The 16,572-nt window shown below is 38.9% G+C and carries 16 protein-coding genes; all 16 read right to left on the bottom strand.

Annotation, left to right across the window (positions count from 1 at the left end; all coding sequences use genetic code 11):
* Window positions 1-66 precede the first annotated feature (66 nt).
* Window positions 67-1,167, bottom strand: coding sequence for an ABC transporter ATP-binding protein (locus NKR74_RS02955; RefSeq protein ID WP_253628574.1), 1,101 nt, complete (start codon window positions 1,165-1,167; stop codon window positions 67-69).
* 217 nt (window positions 1,168-1,384) lie between these two features.
* Window positions 1,385-2,092, bottom strand: a complete 708-nt coding sequence (locus NKR74_RS02950) for an HAD family hydrolase (protein WP_098309013.1) — start codon at window positions 2,090-2,092, stop codon at window positions 1,385-1,387.
* On the bottom strand, window positions 2,085-3,503 hold the full coding sequence (locus tag NKR74_RS02945; RefSeq protein WP_375337688.1) for a CehA/McbA family metallohydrolase: 1,419 nt from the start codon (window positions 3,501-3,503) through the stop codon (window positions 2,085-2,087). Before NKR74_RS02945 ends, NKR74_RS02950 begins: the two co-directional genes overlap by 8 nt.
* Before the next feature lie 115 nt (window positions 3,504-3,618).
* The gene (locus tag NKR74_RS02940) at window positions 3,619-4,980 is read right to left on the bottom strand and encodes an ABC transporter substrate-binding protein (RefSeq protein WP_253628572.1); all 1,362 of its coding nucleotides are present in this window, start codon (window positions 4,978-4,980) and stop codon (window positions 3,619-3,621) included.
* A 25-nt stretch (window positions 4,981-5,005) separates the two neighbouring features.
* Complete coding sequence (locus tag NKR74_RS02935; RefSeq protein ID WP_253628571.1) at window positions 5,006-5,833, bottom strand: carbohydrate ABC transporter permease; 828 nt, start codon at window positions 5,831-5,833, stop codon at window positions 5,006-5,008.
* A gap of 1 nt (window position 5,834) precedes the next feature.
* Entirely contained in the window at window positions 5,835-6,701 is an 867-nt protein-coding gene (locus tag NKR74_RS02930; RefSeq protein WP_098309009.1) for a carbohydrate ABC transporter permease, read from the bottom strand.
* A 171-nt stretch (window positions 6,702-6,872) separates the two neighbouring features.
* Window positions 6,873-7,661: a DeoR/GlpR family DNA-binding transcription regulator gene (locus tag NKR74_RS02925; protein WP_253628570.1), complete on the bottom strand. Its 789-nt coding sequence runs from the start codon at window positions 7,659-7,661 to the stop codon at window positions 6,873-6,875.
* Between the two features lie 635 nt (window positions 7,662-8,296).
* Window positions 8,297-9,037, bottom strand: a complete 741-nt coding sequence (locus tag NKR74_RS02920; RefSeq protein WP_253628569.1) for a sulfite exporter TauE/SafE family protein — start codon at window positions 9,035-9,037, stop codon at window positions 8,297-8,299.
* A 407-nt stretch (window positions 9,038-9,444) separates the two neighbouring features.
* On the bottom strand, window positions 9,445-10,233 hold the full coding sequence (locus tag NKR74_RS02915; RefSeq protein WP_098309006.1) for a 2-keto-4-pentenoate hydratase: 789 nt from the start codon (window positions 10,231-10,233) through the stop codon (window positions 9,445-9,447).
* Window positions 10,234-10,235: 2 nt separating this feature from the next.
* Complete coding sequence (dmpG, locus tag NKR74_RS02910) at window positions 10,236-11,264, bottom strand: 4-hydroxy-2-oxovalerate aldolase (RefSeq protein WP_253628568.1); 1,029 nt, start codon at window positions 11,262-11,264, stop codon at window positions 10,236-10,238.
* Between the two features lie 24 nt (window positions 11,265-11,288).
* The gene (locus NKR74_RS02905) at window positions 11,289-12,188 is read right to left on the bottom strand and encodes an acetaldehyde dehydrogenase (acetylating) (RefSeq protein WP_253628567.1); all 900 of its coding nucleotides are present in this window, start codon (window positions 12,186-12,188) and stop codon (window positions 11,289-11,291) included.
* A 15-nt stretch (window positions 12,189-12,203) separates the two neighbouring features.
* On the bottom strand, window positions 12,204-12,983 hold the full coding sequence (locus NKR74_RS02900; protein ID WP_253628566.1) for a 2-keto-4-pentenoate hydratase: 780 nt from the start codon (window positions 12,981-12,983) through the stop codon (window positions 12,204-12,206).
* Window positions 12,984-13,054: 71 nt separating this feature from the next.
* Window positions 13,055-14,521: an aldehyde dehydrogenase gene (locus NKR74_RS02895; RefSeq protein WP_098309002.1), complete on the bottom strand. Its 1,467-nt coding sequence runs from the start codon at window positions 14,519-14,521 to the stop codon at window positions 13,055-13,057.
* Between the two features lie 13 nt (window positions 14,522-14,534).
* Window positions 14,535-14,993: a RidA family protein gene (locus tag NKR74_RS02890; protein ID WP_098309001.1), complete on the bottom strand. Its 459-nt coding sequence runs from the start codon at window positions 14,991-14,993 to the stop codon at window positions 14,535-14,537.
* Window positions 14,965-16,002 carry an amidohydrolase family protein gene (locus NKR74_RS02885; protein WP_253631070.1) on the bottom strand — a complete coding sequence of 346 codons (1,038 nt, stop codon included), beginning with the start codon at window positions 16,000-16,002 and terminating at the stop codon, window positions 14,965-14,967. The genes NKR74_RS02890 and NKR74_RS02885 overlap by 29 nt, the downstream gene beginning before the upstream one ends.
* On the bottom strand, window positions 15,993-16,532 hold the full coding sequence (locus NKR74_RS02880; RefSeq protein WP_098309102.1) for a 3-hydroxyanthranilate 3,4-dioxygenase: 540 nt from the start codon (window positions 16,530-16,532) through the stop codon (window positions 15,993-15,995). The genes NKR74_RS02885 and NKR74_RS02880 overlap by 10 nt, the downstream gene beginning before the upstream one ends.
* Window positions 16,533-16,572: the final 40 nt, after the last annotated feature.

Genomic DNA, 16,572 nt, shown 5'->3' with positions numbered 1-16,572 from the left:
GATAAGCCTGATAGAATTTATAAATATGATACTGTCGAATTGTTGATGACTTGTTCGTTGGACAATTTATAAAACAATTCGTTTTTCAGTTTCAGAATCAAAATAATGAACTTTGTCCATATTCAAAGCTAGATCCATCTCAGATTGACTATGCACATCAACTGAGGAGTTAACACGCGCGACAAAGGATTGACCATTGATATTAGAATAAAGATATGTTTCTGATCCCATTAATTCTGATACATCAATCGTTACCGTTATCTTTGTATTATGAGGTAAATCTACAAGTGTTTTTCCGTAATAAAAATCTTCTGGACGTATACCGATGATAATTTCTTTATTCACATACCCTTTGTTTCGTAAACTTTTCATCTTCTCTTCTGGGACTTCAATTTTCCATTTATCAATCATAACAGCATTTTCTGTTAATGTTCCTTTGAAAAAGTTCATTCCAGGAGAGCCGATAAAGCCTCCGACAAATACATTCTCTGGCTTTTCATAAACTTCTTTAGGGGTACCCACTTGTTGGATGATACCGTCCTTTAGCACAACTAAGCGTGTCGCCATTGTCATCGCTTCTATTTGATCATGTGTAACATACACAGTTGTTGTTTGCAGCTGTTGGTGTAACTTTGTAATCTCAGCACGCATTTGAACGCGCAGCTTCGCATCTAAGTTCGATAATGGCTCGTCCATTAAGAAAACTTTTGCATTTCGAACAATCGCTCGACCTAATGCAACACGCTGACGTTGTCCACCTGAAAGTGCTTTTGGCTTTCGTTCTAAATATTGCTCCAGTCCGAGGATTTGTGCTGCATGTTTCACACGTTGGTCAATTTCCTCTTTACTATATTTTCGCAGCTTTAAGCCGAACGCCATGTTATCATAAACTGTCATATGTGGATAAAGAGCGTAGTTTTGAAAAACCATTGCGATATCTCGATCTTTCGGTGTAACATCATTTACACGCTCTCCATCAATATAAAAATCTCCCTCTGAAATCTCCTCAAGTCCTGCAATCATACGTAATGTCGTCGATTTCCCACATCCTGAAGGTCCAACCAAAACGATAAATTCTCCATCATTCACTTCTAGATTAAAATCTTTTACGATTGTCATATCATTATCATATTTCTTATAAATATTTTTGAATGATAGCTGAGCCATAATTGCCTCCTATAATTTTAGCTATTTTTAAAGATACTGTTATTGACAATATTGACCACACATTGTTTTATCCCGCATTAACGGGCAGTAAGACCCCCACCTCAAGATTGAGAGAAGCGAAGAAGATAGGTGGGGGATAACTGCCCATAAAAGCCCGATTGGTTCAACTAACCATCAGTGGGGGATGAAGAAAACCCCCACTGATGGAAGTTTCACTTTATAAAATTTTAGAAATGTCCTTCATACTGTCTAAAATATAATCCGCTTCGCCTTCCAAATCTTCCTTACTGCTCGCACCCGATAAGACGCCCACTACTTTAATATTGCTATTTCTTGCAAATTTAATGTCTGTTAGTGTATCGCCTACCATTAAAATATTTTCTTCATTCAATGAAAATTTCTCTTTGAACATATAATAGAAATCACTGTCAGGCTTTGGTTTATTAACACCATCATCTGCACCTAAAAAGTCTACATAATCATATAATCCCGTCATTTTAAGTGAATGAATAGCTGCATCAACGTCGTCTGCTGTAACAACGCCTATTACATATTCATGATCTTTTAAATATTTTAATGTTTCTTTTGCACCTTTCACTTCTGTAAATACGAGATCATCTGCTGTAGAGTGTTTTTTGAATAATACACATGCCTCATGAATAAAGCTCTCTTTATCCACATTTTGATTTTCTAATAATGAAAACCATGCAGCCGCAATAAAGTAATTTGTTTGACAAGCTAGTAAACTCGTACTCTCAAAATCGTCATCACTCATACCAATAATCTTTAGGAATTCATTTCGTTTACTTTTTTCATTTGGATACATTTGAAATATATCATCTAGCACACGATGAACAACTTTGTACCATACAGAATCTAGCTGTATAAGTGTTCCATCTTTATCAAAAATAATTCCTTTATTCACCCTCTGATCCTCCTAAAACTTCATACCATGTTTTAATACCCTGACGCTTAACGTTATTATGAATAGGATTTATAAACGCTACTAATTCATCATCTTCCCAACCTTCAACTCTAGCATATGCTCCTTCATTTAAAGAAAAGTCAAAGGTTACTTGGCTACCAAATTCTTTTTCAATTATTTGGCCATTCACAATCAATCTCCACTCGCACGGTTTATCTGTCTGAATGTTGTAGTGAATATTTCCTTGAGCCTCATCGCCGACATCAATGGTTTTACCTTCATTTTGAATCTCTATTTCTAATTTTCTAAATCGAGAAAAATAAATTCTGCCTTTTTGAATAGCATTCTTTAAGTTTTTAATCGATAAGCCATTACATAATACATACGTTCCTGGATCACCATAAATTGATGGGTCTTTAGATCCTGGGAATGTTTTAGATGGATGTAAATGCGAATCACTTCCGCCAATCCCCCAGATTTTAAGACCACTTAACCACATTTGATCGAAGAATTTTAAAGCTTCTAAAGTAGATGGTTTGCTTTTGCTATAAGTTGGATCACACATGATTTCCATTGTATGAATATTTTCTAGATCAATATTAATTTGGTTTGTCCAAGGTTTCATAAATGCGTGATTCACACTAATTAAATAGTCTTTTTCTTTCATGAAAGAAAATAGTTCATCCATGCTTTTAGCGTTAAGCGATTCATCTAAATACTCTGTGAAGTTAACGTATTCCTTCATCCCGAACACATTGTAATGACCGTAAGGAGTTGTCAGTTCCATCGATGGTATTATCAATGTGCTTCCTTTTTGATAAGATGGCATAACAATATTGTGTTCCGTCGCATATAAAAAATCTAACTCTTGTTTTTCACATACGCTCATTGCCAGCTCGTCATCCATCTCGCCATCTGTTAAATCTGTGTGGACATGAAAATCTCCTTTGTACCAACGATGCTCTTCATTCATTACCTTTTCAAAATTGTATTCATCAATAAAGACATTTTCCTTGCAAAAATGCTCTCGATTATATTCCCGTTCTAACTCGTCATTCACTAATATATTTACCTTATAGTCCATGTTTCTTCCGGTAAACTTTAGTGCTTTATCTGCACAATGAGGGGTATATACTACTTCTAATTCCCAATTACCAGACGGTATTTCCCCTCCAACGCAACCAGCTGAACAAAACTTTGGATCTTTTGCAACAACCAGTTTTTCGTCAACAATTGGCGTTTGATACTGTATACGTACATACCCATTAGGGTCTCTCAAGATTAGTAAAAGCGGAATTTTTCGGCCGATCCCTTGATCGATAGTTAATGCAAAGTTGACAATATCGGTTGAATCCATTAGAAAACAATGTTTATTTTTTACGAATGGAGAAAGAGTCATGGCACCTTTCATTTCAATCATGATTTCCACACCTTTTTTCTATTTTTACTTAACAAAATATAGAGGAGAGGTACCTCTTTGGTTCAAAAGCACCTCTCGTTCTTTTACAAAGTAATACATGAAAACTTTATTTCTGTTTTTTCAGAGCTTTATCTAATTCTTCCTGCGCAACTTTAGCCGCTTCATCTAATGCTTGTTTTGCAGGGATTCCTTCAATTTCTACTTTATCCTTAGCTACATTTAATGCGTCATTGATTTTACCACCTGTTGGATCCACAAATGGTGCAACTCCATATTTATTAGCTTGCTCTAATGGAACTAATGCTTGTGGTTGTTTTTTAACAAATTCAGCATAAGGAGCATAATCTGTTACATGGTTACGAACAGGGATATAGCCTGTTGCCATTGACCATTCAGCCGTTTTCTCAGTGCTTGTAGCAAATTTCATAAAGTCATATGCACCTTTTGCTACTTCTGGATCAACATTTCTCGTTAATGTGAATAAATAACTTTCTAATTTTGGCGCTGGTTTATGATCACCCCAACCTGGTTGTGGTACTGCTCCAAATGTGTCAAGGCGTTCTTGCTCAGTCATTCCTTTACCTAACGATTTAAAAACAAATCCTTGGTCACCAGATGAGCCTGTATATCCTAACGTTTTACCTTCAACTAAATCAATGATTGTTTTATCCCAATACTCCCATCCAGTTCCACCTGAATGAATATTCATAATTTTATCGTCATGAAGCCATGTACGGAATTTTTCCCATACTGTAACCCAAGTGTCATCGTTGATTAACACTTTTGTACCATCTTCACTTAATACATTTCCGCCAGCACTGCGAACTGCGTCAATTAAGTTTGACGTACCCCACATTGGCATCCAACCTGCGTATGTGACATTTCCACTTGCGTCACGTTTTGCTACTTTTTTCGCTACTTTTTCTACACCTTCCCACGTCTTTAAATCGTCAGGTGTAAAGCCATTTTCCGCTAACACTTTTTTATTGTAATAAAAGATTTGAGTTGTACCGTAAAAAGGAATTCCATACAATTTCCCATCAATTGTTGCTTGATTCATAAAACCTTTTCCATAATCGTCTTTATTAAATTGCTTATCATCTTTAGCATATTGATCTAGAGGTACAATTAACTTTTTCTTCGCATATTCTTGAATGACGTCTGAACCTAACAATGCAATTGCCTCTTGGTTATTCGCTGCAAATCCACTTTGAAGCTTTTGATAAGACTCATCGTAGTTACCTGCTTTTGTTGTTTTCACTACATACTTGTCTTGACTTTTATTGTATTCCTCGACAATCTTATCTACTTGATCTGCAAGTGAACCACCTACGCCATTAATAAACGGAACAACAATCTTATCCCCTTCTTTAGTTACTTTGACAGTATTTCCTTTTCCACCTGAACAGCCTGCAAGTGCACCAACAAATAATGACAAAATCGTTAAAAGCATTAATAATTTTCTCATCCCGAATGTCTCCTTTAATGTTTAGTTAGCCTTTTATTCCTGAATCAGTAACGCCTGAGAGGAACCATTTTTGTAAAACTAAAAATACGATTAAGAGCGGCACTGTAGCGATTGTACTTGCAACCATAATGTGCGACCAATCTCGGCCTAAGGAACTATTAATGAAATAATCAGCAATTCCGTTAGTAATTAATTTTTTGTTGCCATCATTCAATATAAGAGCTGGCCAAATATAATTATTGTAATTCCCAATAAATGTAACTAAACCTAGTGTTACAAATGATGATTTCGTCATTGGAAAAACAATCTTCCAAAGTATACGCCAATCACTTGCTCCATCAATTTTGGCTGCTTCTACTGTTTCATAACCAATCTTGTGGAACGATTGTTTTAAATAGAAAATACCGAATATACTAACAGCCATAGTAATCATGTATCCAACATGTGAATTAAGTAAGCCCATTTTTCCTAACATCACATATACCGGAACATACGATACAGCTCCAGGAATCATGTACGTTGCCATGACAACACTAAATGTCAAGTTCTTCCCTTTGAACTTATAAAATGCCAACATATAGGCAAAGAGTGCAGACGAAACAAGTACATATATAGTAATGAGGAAAGAGGTATAAAAACTATTAAATATATACGTGTTAAATGGAAGAATGTCTAATACTTGACGATAATTTTCCCAGTGGAATTCCTTAGGCCAAAAACCTCCTTGTAATACTTCACTGGATGTTTTAAACGAACCAAGTACCATCCATATGAATGGAAAGACAAACAAGATACTTGATACAGCCAAAAAGATATGCTTTAAAATTAATGGCGTCTTTTTCTTATCATTCATCTTAATAGTTCACCCACTTGTCACCTATTATCTTGTTTATAACAGATAGTAGGATTGTAATGATTAATATAATAAATGCGATTGCTGTTGCGGACCCCATATCGAATTGTTCAAACGCTTGTTGGAAGAATAAATAAAGTAACGTTCGTGTCGAACCACTCGGTCCACCTTGTGTTAAAATTTTAATTTGATCATAAGCCTGCACCGAAGTAATTATATTGACAACAACTAAGAAGAAAGTTGTTGGTGAAACCATCGGTAGTGTTACATTTCGAAATTTCTGCCATGAATTTGCTCCATCAATACTAGCAGCTTCATACAAGCTATCTGGTACTTTCTCTAGTGCACCGATATAGAAAAGCATCGTCCATCCAACTAGTTTCCATACCGTTACAATAATGACCGCTAGCATCGCTGTATCACTACTCTTCAGCCAGTCCAAACCCGGTATCCCGAAAAATTCTAGCACCTTATTGATAGCTCCATATTGAGGTTCATATAGAAGTGACCATACAATGGATACAGCTACCGTTGGTGTTACCCAAGGCGAAAAAATCATTAATTGATAAATTGCAGATCCTCTGAACTTCTTTCGGAAGAACAATGCGAAACCTAAACCTAATACAATCGTTGGAACGACTGTCCCAATTCCAAAATAAAGAGTATTTAACAATGCCTGTATAAAAGAATCCTGTGTAAACAAATTAATATAGTTATCTAAACCAACAAAATTAAAGTCACTAGTCATGAAATCCCAGTCTGTAAAACTAATACCTAAACTAAATAAATTCGGAATGATCCAAAATAATATTAGAGGTATTCCAACCGGTAATAGAAAGAACACAGCTTTTGATAATTTTATTTGCATTCTCGCACCTCCTAATTCATATTGTACGGGCACATTATTAATACAATGTTGTTATTATGTTAACGAATTGTAAAATCAACATAATAACAAAACAAAACAATGCATTTACAAAAAAACATAACAAAAAAGACTATTTCTCATTAAGAAATAGTCTACTTTAAGATGTTATTTCTATACCGTTATTACTTCAATCCCTTTACTTAATAGGGCATTTTGCCATCTTTCATCGAGTTTAGCATTTGTATACAGCGCATCGATATCCTCAAAATTCCCGCTTTTATAAAACTTTGTTAAATTAAACTTTGACTCATCTATCATCATCACAACTTGTTTTGCATTTTTCTTTAATTGCTGAAAAATCTGCGCATCCTCAATATACGAACACGTCAGTTCCTGCTCTAAAGAAATTCCATCACATGAAGCAAATAATTTATTAACAGTAAATTGGTTAAGATAGTTTAACGTCATTTCTCCAGACAATGCTAATGAATTTGAGTTTAATATTCCACCAAAGACTATTAATTTACAATCAAATGAATCATACTGTTCTTTAAGCTCAATAGTTTTATTGACAGCTGGTATCGAGTTTGTTAGGATTGTCAAATTCTTTTTATCATGTATAAAATCCAAAATTTGCATCGTAGTCGTTCCAATTTCAATTGCAATAATATCGTTGTCTTCTACCACTTTACTTGCTTCCATAGCAATTTTTCGTTTTTCTTCAATATTCTCAGATCGACGTTTGTCAAAATAAAATTCAATGGTATGATCTTTTTTCTTAACTGCACCACCATGTATTTTCGTCAGCTTACCTTCCTTATGCATCATATCTAAATCTCTTCGAATTGTTTCTGTGGTAACATTTAACACTTTGGCTAAATCATTTACCATCACTCGATTGTATTTTTCTAACTCATCAAGTATGTATTTTCTTCGCTCAAATTGTGTATAAGATTTCATCCAATTAACACCTCTTTGTATTACAAAAATATACATATTTCTAAAAATGCTTATAAAGACTAGAATGATACTTTGAGAATGACACTATCTATAATAGTATTTAAAAAACCATCTTTCTTCAGTGCATCTTACTCATTTACTTAAAGTATAGTGTAACTAGTAGTAACTAGCCAATACTTTCGTTTAAAACATTCCAAAAGACAAATCACATAGTTTGAAAGGAATGTCTCATTATACATGGTACAGATAGTCACGATGTAGCATATCTTCCTCCAAATTCACAAACTATAAACATCTTCTCCTTCTAAATAGGCAACTGCAGGTAAAATCCGTTTTTTATCTTTCACAATCAAATATTGAGAATTTATGATAGATTTATCCCGCATTAACGGGCAGTAAGCCCCTCCACCTCAAGATTGTGAGGAATCTGAAGAAGATAGGTGGAGGATAACTGCCCGTAAAAGCCCGATTGGTTCAACTAACCATCAGTGGGGGATGAAAAACCCCCCACTGATGGAAGTTTCACTTTATTCCTTAATTGAAAATGTTTTCGGATGTGGCGAGCCATTCTAGGAATCGTCGTCATGCCTCTTATACTAGATTGGATTGGCCTTCTCATCTATTTGGCATCAGTACTAAATTAACAAGAGGAAGCCAGCTAGTGCGGGTGTTGTGACCATTGCCACTTTCAAGAATAATTTTGGTGCGAAGTTTGTCAATTTTGCTCCTCCGTAGGCTCCAAGCATAGTTCCTACTAAAACTTGAAACAATAAGATAAAATCCAAATACCCTTCCGTGCTGTACCCGATTCCCCCGCCTATTGCGATTGGAACAATCACTAGCATTGTAGTTCCTATTGATTGACGAATCGATAGACCCAGCAGCGTGTATAAACCAATTTGAATAAAAGGAGCAGAACCAATTCCAACCGTCCCGGATACTGTTCCAAAAATCCCCCCTAATACGGCCGCTCTTCCCAACAAAAAAGAAGGGCTTTTCTCTGGATTCTCCTTCTTGTTCTTCATCATGAATAAACGAACCAAAAGCAAGAAGGACGATAGGAATAACATCCCTGCCGTCAACCACGGTAAAATGTAAATTGGAAAGATAAAAGCGATTTTGGAGCCCATAAAAGAGCCTAAAGCCCCAAATCCTCCTGTGATGAAACCGATCTTGCATACAACATTTCCTTCCCTAAAATGGCTATAAGCACCTGACAAACTAGTAAAAATCATGGCCACAAGAGAGGTCCCCAATGCTTTATAGATGGGTATCTTAAAAACTAACGTTAAAATGGCTATAATGAAGCCAGCCCCGCCCGCACCGACAAATCCAAGCAGTGCCCCTAGTACAAACATCGTTAAGATAATAGCCAACTAACATCCCCCCCCCCGTTCCACCTCAAATGTTTTTCATTATGCGCCCCTTCATGCTCAGAAGCTTCTATATGAAGATTTCCTTATCCTGTTTTTTCTTTATATCAAACAACTCATTGACAGCTCGTCCGTTTCCTTGCTTTGCTAAATATTTCGTGGAACAGAAGTCACTCCACTCAATTCATGACTTTATAATTATAAAATTATAACCGTAAACCTCTATATATCCTAAATGAATTTTCAACATGAAGTTGAATTTCATCCATCGCCAGCTTTCTCGAAAGCCGGCGATGGACGAAATTCATATCAAACTCATAAATTGTTTTTATATAATATAACAAATGGTTGGTGCTTAGCGGAAAATACTAAGCACCAACCATTTTTATACAAAATTAAACTTTGTCGTCCTATTTGCAAGTAAATGAAACGCTCCCTAGTTCTGCAAATTGGGCAAAAATTGAATCACCCGGTTGGAAGGAGATAGCTTCCGATATAGCGCCACTTAGCACAATATCACCTTTCTTTAAGCCCTTTCCGATTTCTCCAAGCTTATTAACTGCCCAGGCAACAGAGGTAGCAGGATGACCTAAAACAGCAGCACTCGCTCCTACCGTAGCCACTTCTCCATTTTTAGACATAACCATTCCCAAATTAGCCAAGTCCAGCCCAGCAGGTGACAGCCACTTGTTTCCTACTATAAAGCGGGACGAAGAACAATTATCGGCAATAACATCTGCAAGAGTAAATTTAAAATTTAAATACCTGCTATCAATGATTTCAATCGCCGGCGCCACATATTGGGTTACGCGCAAAACATCTGCTGCTGTAATGTTAGTTCCCTGAAGATCTTCATTGATGAAGAAGGCAATTTCGGGTTCTGCCTTTGGATGGATGAGTTGATTGAAATCAATAGGTTCCCATTCCAAAGCTAGCATATCATCCGTCAAATATCCGTAAATGGCCTCGTGAACGCCCATCATCTGCTGCTTAGCTTTACTTGTAAGCCCAAGTTTCAATCCAATTCGCCTTGCACCCTCTTGTTCTTTTCTTTGAATCAGTTTTTCCTGTAACACATACGCTTCCTCAAAAGTCAAATTCGGGTATTTATCCGTGATTTTTACGACTTCCCGGCGTTCCTTTTCCGCTGACAAAAGATAATCAACAATTTCCATATCTGCTCCTTGCACAATTGTCATTTTTACACCTCCACTTTTTGGGCTCTCGCCAATTCGGCTGCCACATCAAGGATCATGTCTTCTTGACCCCCAACCACGTTTCTCTTTCCAAGTTCAATTAGGATATCCCTTGGATCAAGGCCAAACCGCTTGCTCGCCCGTTCCGCGTGAAGGAGGAAGCTGGAGTAAACACCGGCATACCCCAGAACCAAGCTTCCTTTATTAATCTCCTGTGGCCGAGGAAGCAAAGGTCCCACAATATTCTCAGCAGCATCCATCATTTTGTAAAGATCCATTCCTACATCGATTCCCATTCGATCCAATACAGCTAATAAGACTTCCGTCTGTGTATTTCCCGCACCCGCTCCTAAACAGCGAATACTGCCATCAATTCGCGTTGCACCCTCTTCAATGGCCACAAGGGTATTGGCAACGGCAACAGATAAATTATTGTGTCCGTGAAAACCAATCTCAATGTCTAGGGAATTACGAAGGGCGCTGATTCGTTCACGAACTTGATCAGGCAAAAGAGCACCGGCCGAATCGGTCACATACACTGCTTGAGCACCATAACTTTCCATCAGTTTGGCTTGTTCCACTAACTTCTCTACAGGAGCCATATGAGCCATCATAAGAAATCCTAATGTTTCCATTCCCAACTCACGTGCCTTACCAATATGCTGAGCTGATACATCTGCTTCTGTTACATGCGTCGCAACTCTAACCAACCCTGCTCCGAGTTCCCTTGCCTGCTTCAGATCATGAACAGTACCGATTCCCGGTAGCAACAGGACCGCAACCTTCGCCTGCTTACACTCTTCTACAGCAGCTTCAATCAATTTCATTTCATCAACAAGAGAACGGCCGTATTGAAGTGTCGAACCTCCTAATCCATCACCATGACTAACCTCAATATAGTGCATGCCTGCATCATCCAGTGCACGAGTAATTTTTCGAACCTGTTCCTCCGTATATTGATGTGCCATGACATGGCTTCCGTCGCGTAAACATACTTCCGTAATTTTTATAGGTTTATCGCTTTTACGATTCATCGGTGATCACCTCTTCCTTTCTGACTATTCTTCACTTGCAGCAATTCCAACGGTTTTCTTATTCAAAATATTGCGTGCAAAATCCTCGGCTACGCGTGTCGCTGCAGCAGTCATAATATCCAAATTCCCCGCATATTTCGGGAAGTAGTCCCCTGCTCCTTCTACCTCAAGGAAAACCGTCACTCGACCTTCATCAAATAAAGGTTCCTGTTTGAGTCGATACCCCGGCACATACTGCTGCACAGTCTCCACCATGTCATAAATAGACTTGCGAATCGCTTCTTTATCCATATTCTTTACTTCACAGTAGACTGTGTCGCGCATGAGAATTGGAGGCTCTGCCGGGTTTAGGATGATGATTGCCTTTCCTCGATCGGCACCTCCCACTTCTTCAATTCCTCGGCGTGTCGTAATCGTAAACTCATCAATATTAGCACGCGTTCCCGGTCCCGCGCTTTTGCTTGAAATGGTAGCGACAATTTCAGCATATGATACATCAGCTACACGATTAACAGCGTGTACAATTGGAATTGTCGCCTGTCCACCGCATGTAATCATATTGACATTCTCGGCATGCAGGCTGGTACCCAAATTGACAGCTGGACTCACAAATGGTCCTCTGGCAGCAGGAGTAAGGTCAATTGCAAGTTTCCTCAATTCTTTAAGGATTTTCGCATGTCTGACATGGGTCTTGGCTGATGTCGCATCAAACACAATATGTGCCAAATCAGGATTATCCACTAAGCCTTGAATTCCGTTCACTAACACGTGGTAACCTCGATCTTTTGCTCGTTTCAATCCATCGGATTCAGGATCGATACCAATCATGGTGGTCAATTCGATTACTTCACTTCTTTCGAGCTTATACATAAGGTCCGTACCGATATTGCCCGAACCGATAATAGCCGCTTTAATTTTACTCACAATAACAACCTCCCTTTACTCAAATGTTACAGAAACAGAACCAAGAGGACCGAAGTGGGCTGAAATGGTATCCCCTTGCTTAACGGTCAGTGCGCCGGAAAGAGCTCCAGGAAGTATCAATTCTCCCGCTTTAAGTCCAATACCAAACTCGTACAATTTATTCGCTAACCATGCGACCGCCTGTGCCGGATGTCCAAGGGCTGCAGCTCCTGCACCCGTTGCTACCAGTTCCTCATTGTTATAAAGGACCATCCCTACACTTCGCAAATCCAAACCATCGACCGTACTCAGCTTGTTTCCTACAACTACTTTGGCTGAAGAACCATTGTCGGCGACGGTATCTACTAATTGAATCTTCCAATCCTCAATGCGGCTATCAATAATCTCAATTGTTGGTACTACATACTTAGTAGCCATCAATACATCAAGATAGTTGACATTCGGGCCTGTCAAGTCTTGACTGAGAATGAAACCAATTTCCGCCTCTACTTTCGGACTAACCAAATCGCTTATTTTTACGACCTCACCATCAGATACCTGCATATCATCAAATAAATGACCATAATCAGGTTCATCGACCCCAAGCATTTCCTGCATAGCTATACTGGTCAGCCCTACTTTTTTACCAATAATTTGACGCCCTTCTTTTTTCTTTTTCTCCATGACTGCCAGCTGAATTTGGTAAGCGTCCGTAGTATTTAATTCGGAATATCGCTGCGTAAGAGGGGCAATCGGATGTTTGCTTTGCTCCGCTTCTATCAATTCATTCGCAAGTTCTTCAATTAATAGTTTCATATATTTGCTCCTTCCTTGTTTGCTTAGATACATAAAAAGTGGCTTATAGGCCACCTTTTATGTTTTGAAATTTATAACTTCATTGTTATAGTTTTCGCTTCAGTGTAGAATTCAAAGCTATGGCGTCCGCCTTCCCTGCCAATTCCGCTCGCCTTCGATCCTCCGAAAGGTGTTCTTAAATCCCTATGGTACCAACAATTGATCCATAGCAATCCTGAATTCACTCGAGATGCTACACGATTAGCACGTCGTAAATCATTTGTCCAAACGACACCCGCAAGACCATAAATAGAGTCATTTGCAATTTGGATCGCTTGTTCTTCTGTTTTGAACGGAATCACAACTAATACAGGACCAAAAATTTCTTCTTGCGCTATCCTCATCTTATTATCTACATCGTAGAAAACAGTCGGCTCGTAGAAATTCCCTTCAGTCAATCCCTCAACCCGCTTACCGCCAATAGCAAGCTTCGCACCTTCAGAAATCCCGATTTGTACATAATTATCCACTGTTTCCAAATGACCACTGGAAACAAGAGCACCCATATCTGTATCTTCATCCAATGGATTTCCAACTTTAATCTTCCTCACAGCCTCAACAAACTTTTCTAGGAATTTATCATACACACTTTCTTGTACCAATAAGCGGGATCCAGCTAAGCATATTTCTCCTTGATTCCTAAAAATGGCCTCAATTGAACCTTTTACTGCCTCATCCAGGTCTGCATCTTCAAAAACAATGTTAGCTGACTTTCCACCTAATTCAAGTGATACAGGAATTAACTGGGAAGCTGCATTCTTCATAACCGTTTTTCCAGTAGTAGTTTCCCCAACAAAAGAAATACGTCGAACATGAGGGTGAGTCGTCATTGCTGTACCAACCGTTCCACCTGGACCTGTAATAATATTCAATACACCCGGAGGAAGACCTGCTTCATTAGCAATCTCCCCTAACATCACAGCACTGAGAGGAGTATAAGAAGCTGGCTTCACAATCACGGTATTCCCGGCAGCTAATGCTGCGGATGCCTTCCAAGTCATTTGCATAAAAGGAAGATTCCATGGAATGATCAAGCTCGTTACACCTGCTGGTGCATATTTCGAATAGCTCATGTGCTTAGATTGATCATAATGTTCGTGATTGATATATTTGGCCATTTCGGCAAAGAAACGTAGATTGGATGCCGCTCTAGGAATATCAAAACCCCGGCTCTCTTTAATTGGCTTCCCTACATCAAGCGTTTCGATTATAGCTAACTCATCGACTCTTTCCATCACAAGATCAGACATTCTGCAAAGAATTTTCGATCTCTCTTCAACTGGCATTTCACTCCAAATACCACTTTCAAACGTGTGCTGAGCCACTTTAATTGCCTTTTCAACATCTTGCTCATTTGCATTCGCCACAGATGCTAACTTTCGATTGGTCGAAGGATCGATCGTATCGAATGTCTCTCCGGAAATCGAGTCTATATATTCGCCATTAATAAATAGCTTTGCGTCCTTGATTTTTATTTGATTTTCTAAAATATTGCTCATACGATCCCTCCTCCTATTCCTCAATCTCTAAAATCATTTCAATTTCAACGGCTGTATTGTTCGGCAATTGGGCCATTCCCACTGCAGAGCGGCCATGCTTCCCTTTTTCGCCGAATACTTTCACAAGCAAGTCAGAAGCCCCATCCATCACTTTAGGCTGAGACGTAAAATCTTCCGTACTATTCACAAATCCAAGAATTTTGACAACACGCTTCACTTTGCTTAACCCGCCCAGCTCATGGCTGACAGCACTCAATAAATTTAGCATCGATTGACGGGCGGCCAGATAACCCTCTTCAACTGTCAAATCTCTTCCCAATTTCCCATGATATTGGTCAACACCCTGTCCAGCTGTAAACAATAAGTTTCCTGTCCGTACGCAGCTCACGTAATTTCCTACCGCAGAACGAACGGGTGACAGCGTTAATCCCATTTCCTTTAATCTACTCTCCGGCGTTTGCACTGTTGGCATAGACAGCTCCTCTTTTCTTCTTTTCAATATTTAAAAACTTGGCAGCATTGCCGCCCAGCATATCTACTTTTTGCTGCTCTGTTAATTCAATCGTTTCGTTGATGACTTTTCCAGGGTCGATTTCACGAAGCAAAAACGGATAATCCGAACCCATGAAAATCTTCTCATGTCCGAAACGCTCAATCATGTATTTAATATTTAGTGGGTCATAATTTAACGAATCAAAATAAAACTGCTTTGCATAGTGACTTGGAGGATGTGTCGTCAACCGTAAATGCGGCCATACTTCCCACCCTTTATCTAATCGAGGAAGTATGTATGGGAAGGATCCGCCTCCATGCGCAAAACAAACTTTCAATCTTGAAAACTTCTCCATGATACCGCTCCATACTAACGTCGCCGCAGCAAGAGCCGTTTCACTCGGCATCCCTACTGTGTACATGAAATTATGATTCGGCATTCGATCACGGCCTAACGTTTCCCATGGATGAATAAAAAGAGGCACTCCCCACTTCTCAGCCATTTGGAAAAATTCGATGAAGGAAGGATCATCTAAATTTTGGCCGTTTACGTTCGTACCGATTTCAATCCCATGCAGCTGTAATTCGTTCATGCAGCGTTCCATCTCTTTTACAGCGGTTGGTCCATCCTGCATCGGAACCGTCCCTAATCCAACGAAGCGATCGGGATACTTGGCAACCGTTTCGGCAATGAAGTCATTTTGAATTCGTGCCATTTCCGCCGCATGCTTCGGCTCCGCCCAATAAGAAAAAGTAACAGGAATCGGTGACAATACTTGAATGTCTACTCCTTCACGATCCATATCCGCTATACGTTTTTCAGGACACCACACCTGATCGGTTACATCGCGGAAGTTCTTTCCTCCCACCATAATAGATGCACCGCACGTACACGTCCGTTGCAGCACCGGCCAGCGTTCCCCTCCATACTTCTCGGCAAAGTCCGGAAAGCTTTCCGGAATAATATGTGTATGAAAATCTATTCGCATTTCCATTCACTCGCTTCCGGCGACATAACATGTCCGCAATGTTTGCATGTTCGCAATTCCAGGCTACCATTGAACTGGTTGATGGCTTCTTTTACTTGAACTTCAATATTGGTTAATTGAACACTAATCCGATGCATTTCAGAATCACACTCATCGCAGAACCATACAAAATCCTCTAATTCACCTTCATTCCTGTTACGTTCTATAACAATACCGATTGTATCAGCAACCCTGTGTGGAGAATGTGGAACATTCGGAGGGAGTAAAAATACTTCTCCTTCTTTTACAGTGATTACTTCTCGCTTTCCTTCTTCATTAATAATTTCAACGTAACAATCTCCTTGTAGTTGATAGAAAATTTCCGCTGAGGGATCTACGTGAAAATCACGTCGTTTATTCGGGCCTCCAAGTACCATAAACATTAACTCTGAATCTTTCCAAATCACTTTATTATTTACTGGTGGTTTTAGCTGATCTTTATTTTCCTCGATAAACTTCCACAAATTAATCGGTTTGAATGCGCTCGTCATTTTCATCGTTTTATACACTCCTCATATCATTTAATATTGG

This window comes from Bacillus sp. 3103sda1 (assembly GCF_024159135.1).
Classification (GTDB): Bacteria; Bacillota; Bacilli; order Bacillales; family Bacillaceae_G; genus Bacillus_A; species Bacillus_A rhizoplanae.
Note: the sequence above shows the minus strand (reverse complement) of the source record. Positions and strands in the feature narration are given on the sequence as shown.